This is a genomic window from Vibrio sp. YT-19(2023) (genome assembly GCF_033337395.1).
On sequence record NZ_JAWOQN010000081.1, the window covers coordinates 1 to 2,121 of the forward strand.

Genomic DNA, 2,121 nt, shown 5'->3' on the forward strand with positions numbered 1-2,121 from the left:
ATCACTCAATAGCCAAGAATGGATCAAGTGCTGAGTGTCACACTTTTTCTGTCAATAGGGGCTTGGTGAACACTTACTGAAACGCTCTCTAATAAAGCCTGAGCCCTTGCGTCCCTACCCTGCTCTATACGCTCATCGTTACCTAAATAGTTTGCAGAATGCTCAAGAGCTTTGTCATATTCACGCTCACGCTCCTGCAACTCATTAATTAGCTCTGTCAACCTTTGATTGGCTTCATTAAGCTTAATAGCCTTATTACTCATGTCGCTGAACAACAAAGATTGAAACTTTTCTGTTACGCGGGGCAGATTGCTACGTGACACTATAGCAAAGAACTGACAATAAAGATCAAAACTCAATTTCACTCAATAGGCCAACTCAAAGCAAGAAGTAACAATAAAGTTCGAAACTTTTCGACGCTTTTTGTCATAGTTTGTCTTTTGCTGTAGCAAGCTTTTGTCGAGTAGACGACACTTGTTACCAAGTGCCGTCCCTCTAAGAACCCAGCGTGCAACTTTCACCGCACTAGGCTCAAGCCTTCACGAAGGCACCTGTTGGCACCCAGCAACTTATAAAGCAGCGAGAGCAGGCTCATCCCAAGAGTTACGACATTGCCTTTTTGACTTTCTCTTTGCCAAGTATTCTTGGTATTGAGGGTCAAAAGGCGTTGCGGCACTCCTGATTTTAACATGTCTCTCTATTGGCACCTTGGCTATTTGAAACAGATTGAACTGACAATCCATATTCATGATCTTCTGCCAACCGTGAAATTGCCATTGGCCTTGACGGTTGATGAAGTACTTAAGAGCGATCCAAGTTCTCGATTTGGTTGGATGACGCCTTTTAGCCCAGTGCCATAGCGTATGGAATAGCTTGTGACCTACATATCCGAATACCTGTTTGGCCACGCAGTGTCGATAGTAATTCGACCAGCCCCGTAGTTTCGGATTTATCAATTTGATTAAATCGTTGACGGGGATAGTTGCGTGCTTTTTGATGAGTTCGCGCAAGTTACTCAAGAACAACAGTGTGTTGGATTTGCTCGGTTTAATGAGCAATTTTCCTTTGTACTTCCTATGGTTAAAACCTAGGAAATCAAAACCACGACTGATATGAGTAATGTGCGTTTTCTCTTCGGAGAGTGTTAAGCCTCTTTCTGCTAAGAAATCAGCAATCAACGGTTTGATATCGTTCTCCAGCACTTCCTTTGAAGCACAGGTGACGACGAAATCGTCGGCGTATCCAATAAAGTTAGCTCTTGCCCCCTTTTTGAGAGCGGTAGACTTTATGCGCTGCTCAAGTCCTGCAAGGGTCATTAGCATCAAGGTGGGGGATATAACCCCGCCTTGAGGTGTTCCCTCATCTGTACGATAGAACAGCCCTTTGTCCATAAAACCAGACTTTAACCATTGTTCCAACATGCGTTTATCCACGGCAATGTTGTTCATAAGCCATTGATGCCCAATCTTGTCGAAACAGGCTTTGATGTCTCCCTCAAGTACCCACTGAGCTGATTTCTTTAGTGCCAGACACTTGAAGCACTGCGCGATAGCATCAGCAGTGCTTCGGTTTGGTCTAAATCCATAGCTGTTAGGATCGGCAAGTGTTTCTGATACTGGCTCTAGTGCAAGAAGATGAAGCGCTTGCTGCGCTCTATCGACCATGCAGGGGATACCCAGTGGTCTGAGTTTGCCGTTTTTCTTGGGGATGTAGGTACGCTTGAGCGGTTTAGCTTGATAAGCTTTTCTGCTCAATTGATTGACTGCTTTCATGCGGCGCGTATCTGTACTCCAGATAACGCCGTCAATTCCAGGCGTTTTACTGCCTTTATTTTGTGATACCCGCTTAACAGCAAGAAGTTTTGCTGAGCGCGAGTGAGTCAGTATCCACTGCAATGCTTTCGCTTTGCCGTGTTTACCTTCTCGTGTTGCCTTTGCAATACGCATCTGAAGCTTTAAAACATGGGATTCAACGGCTTTCCAGTTTATGGACTGCCACTGAGCGCTGTCAGGAGAGGCACTAATCTCTTTTGAAATCATCATTTGCGTTTATATGAACGTTTCCCCATTTGCTAGGCCATCATAAAATAATTTTAAACTGGGTTAGGTGGCAGTTTTATAT

The 2,121-nt window shown here is 44.4% G+C and carries 2 protein-coding genes; both read right to left on the bottom strand.

Features of this window, described 5'->3' with window-relative positions; all coding sequences use genetic code 11:
* Positions 1–23: 23 nt before the first annotated feature.
* The gene (locus R7E78_RS23940) at positions 24–359 is read right to left on the bottom strand and encodes a hypothetical protein (RefSeq protein WP_140302014.1); all 336 of its coding nucleotides are present in this window, start codon (positions 357–359) and stop codon (positions 24–26) included.
* A 210-nt stretch (positions 360–569) separates the two neighbouring features.
* Entirely contained in the window at positions 570–2,042 is a 1,473-nt protein-coding gene (gene ltrA, locus R7E78_RS23945) for a group II intron reverse transcriptase/maturase (RefSeq protein WP_064377320.1), read from the bottom strand.
* Between the last annotated feature and the right edge of the window lie 79 nt (positions 2,043–2,121).